10 protein-coding genes are annotated in these 6,028 nt (G+C 62.4%); 3 read left to right on the top strand and 7 right to left on the bottom strand.

The window, feature by feature from the left end; genetic code table 11:
* Positions 1-211: 211 nt before the first annotated feature.
* Positions 212-499, top strand: a complete 288-nt coding sequence (locus ACEN2R_RS20520) for a hypothetical protein (protein WP_442044743.1) — start codon at positions 212-214, stop codon at positions 497-499.
* 294 nt (positions 500-793) lie between these two features.
* Here ACEN2R_RS20520 and ACEN2R_RS20515 read toward each other — a convergent pair whose 3' ends face one another.
* From ACEN2R_RS20515 to ACEN2R_RS20490, 6 genes are all read right to left on the bottom strand, one after another.
* Positions 794-1,144, bottom strand: coding sequence for a D-Ala-D-Ala carboxypeptidase family metallohydrolase (locus tag ACEN2R_RS20515; protein WP_442044741.1), 351 nt, complete (start codon positions 1,142-1,144; stop codon positions 794-796).
* Between the two features lie 312 nt (positions 1,145-1,456).
* A complete protein-coding gene (locus ACEN2R_RS20510) occupies positions 1,457-1,900 on the bottom strand; it encodes a hypothetical protein (protein WP_442044458.1) in 444 nt (147 codons plus the stop codon).
* Between the two features lie 12 nt (positions 1,901-1,912).
* Positions 1,913-2,932 (bottom strand): glycine-rich domain-containing protein, encoded by a 1,020-nt coding sequence (locus ACEN2R_RS20505; RefSeq protein ID WP_442044739.1) that lies wholly within the window; start codon positions 2,930-2,932, stop codon positions 1,913-1,915.
* 56 nt (positions 2,933-2,988) lie between these two features.
* Complete coding sequence (locus tag ACEN2R_RS20500) at positions 2,989-3,846, bottom strand: TIGR02594 family protein (RefSeq protein WP_442044738.1); 858 nt, start codon at positions 3,844-3,846, stop codon at positions 2,989-2,991.
* A 304-nt stretch (positions 3,847-4,150) separates the two neighbouring features.
* The gene (locus ACEN2R_RS20495; RefSeq protein ID WP_442044737.1) at positions 4,151-4,645 is read right to left on the bottom strand and encodes a hypothetical protein; all 495 of its coding nucleotides are present in this window, start codon (positions 4,643-4,645) and stop codon (positions 4,151-4,153) included.
* 188 nt (positions 4,646-4,833) lie between these two features.
* Positions 4,834-5,145: a phage holin family protein gene (locus ACEN2R_RS20490; RefSeq protein ID WP_442044736.1), complete on the bottom strand. Its 312-nt coding sequence runs from the start codon at positions 5,143-5,145 to the stop codon at positions 4,834-4,836.
* A 101-nt stretch (positions 5,146-5,246) separates the two neighbouring features.
* Here ACEN2R_RS20490 and ACEN2R_RS20485 point away from each other — a divergent pair, with 101 nt between their 5' ends.
* Both ACEN2R_RS20485 and ACEN2R_RS20480 read left to right on the top strand, forming a co-directional pair.
* Positions 5,247-5,492 (top strand): type II toxin-antitoxin system Phd/YefM family antitoxin, encoded by a 246-nt coding sequence (locus ACEN2R_RS20485; RefSeq protein WP_442044734.1) that lies wholly within the window; start codon positions 5,247-5,249, stop codon positions 5,490-5,492.
* Positions 5,482-5,772, top strand: a complete 291-nt coding sequence (locus tag ACEN2R_RS20480; protein WP_442044732.1) for a type II toxin-antitoxin system RelE family toxin — start codon at positions 5,482-5,484, stop codon at positions 5,770-5,772. Before ACEN2R_RS20485 ends, ACEN2R_RS20480 begins: the two co-directional genes overlap by 11 nt.
* 25 nt (positions 5,773-5,797) lie before the next feature.
* On the opposite strand, the gene ACEN2R_RS20475 is transcribed toward ACEN2R_RS20480, so the two are convergent.
* Positions 5,798-6,028: hypothetical protein (locus ACEN2R_RS20475; protein ID WP_442044731.1), on the bottom strand; the 231-nt coding region annotated here is incomplete at its 5' end.

Below are 6,028 nucleotides of genomic sequence, written 5' to 3'. Positions count from 1 at the left end.
CTAACCCATTCCGATACCCACCACAGGCTGACGCACTTACTTCATAATCGCGAAATAAGTCAAAAATCGAGGTGCCCTAGAGATAGAAGAACATGCCTGCCACCGGCCCGGGCATCCACGTGATGTCCCAGGTCCAGACCTCACATGGCGCACTGGCCAGATAGCTGGTCGGTGGTTTGCGCCGGACTGGGGGCTTGGCTCGGCCACGGTGATGCTGCTGACCATCCGCGCGCAGGATGCGGTAGAAGCTGGACTCGGATGCCAGATACCATCGACGCGTCCAGAGTTCTGGCAGGCGAAGTTCGATGCGAATGTGATCCGAGACGCCGCCATACGGGACCAGTTGATAGAGGCAGGATGGCGGGTGGCAACGGTGTGGGAGTGTTCACTGCGCAAGACCGACCAATTGGCGACAACGGTTGAGCTTCTCAGAGCCTGGCGGCTCTCGGACAGCAGGCAGCTTGAAGTTGGCGAAATGGACATCAAACATTCCGAGTGACCGATATTCTGCAGATCGGTCTGAAGACCAGGAAGCGAACCCGATTCTATCTGCAGCTGCGCACTTGCTCCCGCAACACCGCATAGTCCGCCATCATCTCGACGACGGCCGATCTGTCCGGCAGCAGAGCGAGTTCCTCCGCCGCCCTCGCCTGAAACTCCTGACTGTAGTCCACGACCGGCGGACATGCCCCCACGCCGTTCGCTTCAAAATCCGCCGTCGCGCAGCCGCTCAACCAGCTCGTTGCGATCCCGAGGACGGCGAGCCGCTGCTACCAGCATCCGTCGTTGGATTTCACTGGTTTTCTCCGTGTGTTGAGACGTTCAGTAAGCCGACAGCGCGCGCCGCCGCTTCGAACGTCGCCGGATCGTGGCTCGTGATGGTAATGTCGAAGGTCGCACCGTCCATGTGCTTCGAGCGGTTCGCGCCTCCGACGGCACGATTATGCTCGGGGCTGCGATAGGCCGATCGGTCGATCAGCGGCTTGCCCAGCCGGTCGCGCAGGGCCTGCTGCCTGTCCAGCGCGGGATCGTTTTTCAGCAGTTTGCCGGTGCCGCAGCAGGCGAATTCGGCGGGCGAGAAATTTGAGCAGCGCCAATTGCCTTCCGGCACCTCGCGCCAGTGGTTGAAGAAAGTCGTGGTCATGGTGTCCTCCGGAAACAAAGGAGCCCGCCTGAAGTGCGGGTTCGGTTGGGCTGACGGATTGGGGCGCTGCGCGGCTATCTATGCTATGGTCAATCATAGCCTCGGACCCTATCCGGAGCAGGTCAAATCAAAAAGACGCCCCCGCCGAAGGCGTAGTGCGAACGAGAGCGAACGTAATTTGCGCCGCGTGTTCAGTCGGCCATAAACTACCTCGGCACAGCTAAAATAGTGCCGGGTTCCAGAAAGCTTGCCCCGGAGCAAAACCCGCCAATTCAGTCGTTTCCAATCATGCGTTCCAAAAATATTCGCGGATCACACCTGCATCGCCATGGCTTGTTTGAACAGCGCGTCCATGGCCTCGTGCGAGTATCCCAGCAGGTAACCCAGTTCGTCCATCGACGGGCTTAGGCGCCGCCAGTCGCCGGCGTTCTTGATCGTCTCGCGCATCGCCCAGAGCGTGTCTGGATCCTCGGCCATTGCATCGAGGGCGGCACAGGTGTCCGGGCCAAGGACGAGGCGCCCTTGCAGGCGGGAGCAGACCATGGTTTTTCGCAGGTCGTGCAGGTGGTCCGCCTCCGTATAGGGAGCGTCCGCCTGGAATACCCCTGTGTCCGGGTCATAGGCCATGCCGGAGCGGGCCAGGCCGGTAGACCCGGTTTCTTCCACCCAGACGCCCTTCAGAGTGGCGACGTGCGCGGCATCGGCGAGGATCACATTTGTAACCAGTGTGCCGTCGATTTGTGCAAATTTTGCCATTACGGACCCCCGTCAGTAGGCAAGCGTCCCGGAGGACAGGAATGTGTGGATCGTGTAGCCGCCGACTTCGGTGATCGTGCCGCCCGTCAGGATGGGGGGACCGGGGTAGCGGGCAATGACCACGCCACTGCCACCGGACCCGGAATCATCGTCGTTGCGCTGACCGCCACCGCCACCACCGAACCCGTCGACGCCACTTGTTGCAGCCCCCGCGGGACTGTACCCGCCAGTGCCTGCGTTGTCCCCCGCAAGGCCGGGAAGTGTGGAGGTGTAGGACGCGCCACCGCCGCCGGACCCATAGACCTGCGGGGTGCCGGAGATGTCCGAGGTAAACCCGGCGCCCCCCGTGCCGCCCCGACCGGCAGAGCTGGGACCGCCAGAAACAGTTGCGCCGCCGCCACCGCCGCCGCCCGAGTTGTTTGCCCCGATTGACCCGTTTTTACCCTGTCCGGCGATCCCCGCACCAAAGCTACCGGCGGAATACTGGTAGAGAGAGCCGCCGCCGCCCGACCCGCCGCTTGCGGGCGCTGCCCCGGTGTAAGAGCCACCATAGCCGCCCCCGGTGGCAACCACTGTGGCGAGGCTGGAGTTCCCGCCACGGGTCCCGACGCCGCCCAAGGGCAGAGGGGCCGAACCACCCGCGCCGACCGTAACAACCGCCGCCTCCCCGGATAGCAACGTCATCGCGCCTGCAAGCACCCCACCGCCACCGCCGCCGCCTGCATAGTAGGCGCCGCCGCCTGACCCGCCGCCCGCCACGACCAGATATTCGATCACCACGGGGGGCGGGCTGAACGTGTAGATCGCCTGTTTCACCCGCTGGGCCGTCATGACCTTGATGGTGTCGGTGCCTGCCTCCGCTTCGGCTTGGGTCGCCGCTGCCCGCGTGATTTCGACAATGGCGTCAGTGCCGTTGTTCTTCTTCATATAGAGCTTGCCGTCATAGGTGTTGACGGCAAGCTCGCCGAGCTCGATCTGGGCGGTGGTCGGCACCTTGGCCGGCACGGCCGAGCGTTTCATCCTGATAGCCATATGGCCTCCTGTTCATGGGCTCATCCGAGCCAGGGGGGAATGGGTGGTTGCAGCGGTCAGAAGGTCCCGCCATCAAAACTTATGCCGGTAATGCTGCCGCCGGTGATCGCGACATTGCTGGCGGCCTGTGTCGCCAGGCTGCCCAGCCCGAGGTTGCCCCGGGCGGTGGCCGCATTGGTCAGATCGGCCAGGTTGCTGGCCGCGCCGAGCTTGCCGGCGAGGCCATTCGTCACCGTGGTGGCAAAGTTCGGATCATCGCCAAGGGCTGCGGCCAGCTCGTTCAGGGTGTCGAGCGCACCGGGGGCACCGGAGATCAGACCGGACACCACCGCCTGCACGAATGCGGTTGTGGCCAGCTGCGTGGTATTGGTCGCGGATACGGCCGTGGGTGCGGTGGGCGTGCCGGTCAGCGCCGGCGAGGCCAGCGGGGCTTTGGCCGCAAGGGCGGCATCGAGCCCCGTCACCTGGCTGGTCGGATGGCTGTGGGTCGCAGGGGGGAAGGTTGACGGCTTGCCGGTGATCCCCGTCCAGGGAGCTGCGTCTGCCACCTCGGCCACATCGACCTTGCCGCCCAGCACCTCGATCATCTGGCCGGATTGCGCGACAAAGAACCCGACATGGCCCTGCCAGGACGAGCTGCCGCGCCGGAACACGACAATGTCGCCCTCTTGCGCCTCCGCCAGCTCCACCGGCACGCCCCACTCCAAATAGGACCGCGCCGTCAGTTTCCGCGTCGAGCGCAGACCGGCCTGCTCGAGGCAATGCCCGACAAAGGCCGCGCACCAGGCCACATCATCATGTTCGACCCAGTCCTGACCGATGGTGGCATACATCTCGAGGATCTTCGGATTGTCCGCAGGGCCCGGGCCTTCGGTCGTGCCGATATAGGTGCGGGCGATATCATAGGGCGTCATAGAGAACTCATTCAGGCCCGCGCATCGCTGATGCCGGGGTATGTGGTGTTTGTGAGGGGAATGTTGGCCTGTGCGTTCCGCTTACGGGTTCACAATGGCAAGGACAGGCCGTGAAGGTGAGCGCCCCGGCACATCGATCAGATCATGTGCCAGGCAAGATGTGCAGGCGCTGACGGCCGCAGAAAAAACGCCGGGACCATGCAATTGGTCCCGGCGGTCAAGATTTTCGGTTTATATGAACAGTCAGTCTGTATGAACAGATTGCAGGCGGTAGGGTCCTGCAGTTCGGCCTGCCTGTGGTGCCTTATGTCGGTGGCAGAGTTGTTACCTTGACCGGCGTGTCGAACTCCCCGATCGAGTGGATGCCGATATAGCCGTCCAGCTGGCCGGAAGAGCCGATGTCTGCCCCGCCCGACAAATAGTTGATATTCACACCGACCACACCGAACCAGGACAGATCCCCGAGATTATACCCCAGACCAATCTCTGCCTGCGCATCTGTTTTGCCGAACAGACCCGTGAGCTTGACCTTGCCGGGAGCAAAGTCGTTCGACAGATTGAAGTGAACGGCCGCCTTTGCCCCTTTCATCTCACCCGAACTGTCCACATTGCCGTGCGCCACGCCGATCACCGCTTCCGGGCCCGAGGCCTTCGATCCAAAAGTCCAGTTCAGGCCGATAAATCCCTTGGTCGTGCTCGTGGTTGCGTCCGAAGCCGGAGGCCGGTGCGGCTCTGCCGAAGCAGTCCCGGCCAAAGCAACCGTTGCGGCCAGTCCAAGGGCAAATACGTTGAATTTCATTCCAGTCTCCAGTTATGGTTATTTAGTTACAACGTCTTTCTTCACATTTTTCACCTCTCCGCGCAGACACGAGCACGGGACAACAGGCTGACGTTTTGACCGGCAAGTTGTGGTGGTGCTGTAAACACCCGTCAAGAATGGCGAAAGGCGTTCACGATGTATCTTTGGCATGTGTCGCCAGACCGATCCTACTTCTTGCGCCCGAGCCAGCTGCAGATCAGCGCCTCGGCGCCGCGCGGGCCAAGGTAGGCCAGAGTGGCCACAAGCCCGGTGCTGACCGGCTGGCCCAGCCCGAGGTAATTCGCCGCCGCCTCGCCGATGATCGCCATGCCGATGGCAACCGGGATCTCCCACAAGAGCTCCTTGCCGAAGAACCGCCGCCGGCCCAGCTTGACCTCGCCCGAGTGATACATCAGCCGGCCGGTGAATGCCCCGATCAGCGTGGTGAGTGCGCCGCCGAACAGCGTATTGATGGTCTCGATGAAGCTGTTTTCGGTCATGGTGTCCCCTTCGGGGTTTGGGATACATGCTTGCAGCTCTTGTAAAAGAGCTATATTAAGTACTAAATAAAAGCCCAATCGACCCAGCGCCGGAGAACCCCATGCAACGGATGGAAGCCAACAGAACCGTCAGTGTGTCGGACCTTAAAAGAAGCCCCACGGCCGTGATCAATCAGGCCGCAGATGAAGCTGTTGCCGTGCTCAACCACAACCGGGTGATGGCCTATATGGTCCCGGTGGCCATGTACGAGCAGATGATGGAACAGCTCGACGATCTCGCGCTGATCCGCACCGCGCGCGCGCGGATGAACGAACGCCCCGTTCCGGTCGCTCTGGATGAGCTTTGATCTTCAGTTTCTGCCCAGTGCCCTCAAGGAATGGGGCAAGCTGGGTGAGACGGTGCGCCAACAGTTCAAGAAAAAGCTCGCGCAACGTCTGGAGCAACCTCTTGTGCCGGCGGACGCGCTGCACGGCCTGGATCAGCACTACAAGATCAAACTCAGATCCGCTGGGTACAGGCTGGTCTACCGTGTCGAGCAGGACGCGGTCATCGTGACTGTCGTGGCCGTCGGCAAACGGGAACGTGGGGCGGTTTACAAAAAGGCCTCGGCCCGATCCCAAGATTAGAGGTCGCACGGCCAAAGCTGACGCCTCAATATTCACCGCCGTCGAGGAGCGCGTCCCAGCCGTCGTCGCCGGCATTGCGGATGCGCAGTACCGGCGGGCTGGTGCTGGTGTCGAACCAGATCATGCCGGGCTGCGTCGCGGTCGGCGGCGTGGCTCCGGCATTGGCCGACTGGATCGCCGCCAGAACCTCGTTGAGGCGGGTTCGCACCGCGAGACCCGCATCGTTCTCGATCACATAGCTGTTCGTTTGCACCAT

Source organism: Pseudogemmobacter sp. W21_MBD1_M6 (genome assembly GCF_052119585.1).
Classification (GTDB): Bacteria; Pseudomonadota; Alphaproteobacteria; order Rhodobacterales; family Rhodobacteraceae; genus JBGQOJ01.
The sequence above is the reverse complement of the archived record's forward strand: the minus strand, read 5'-3'. Positions and strand labels throughout refer to the sequence as shown.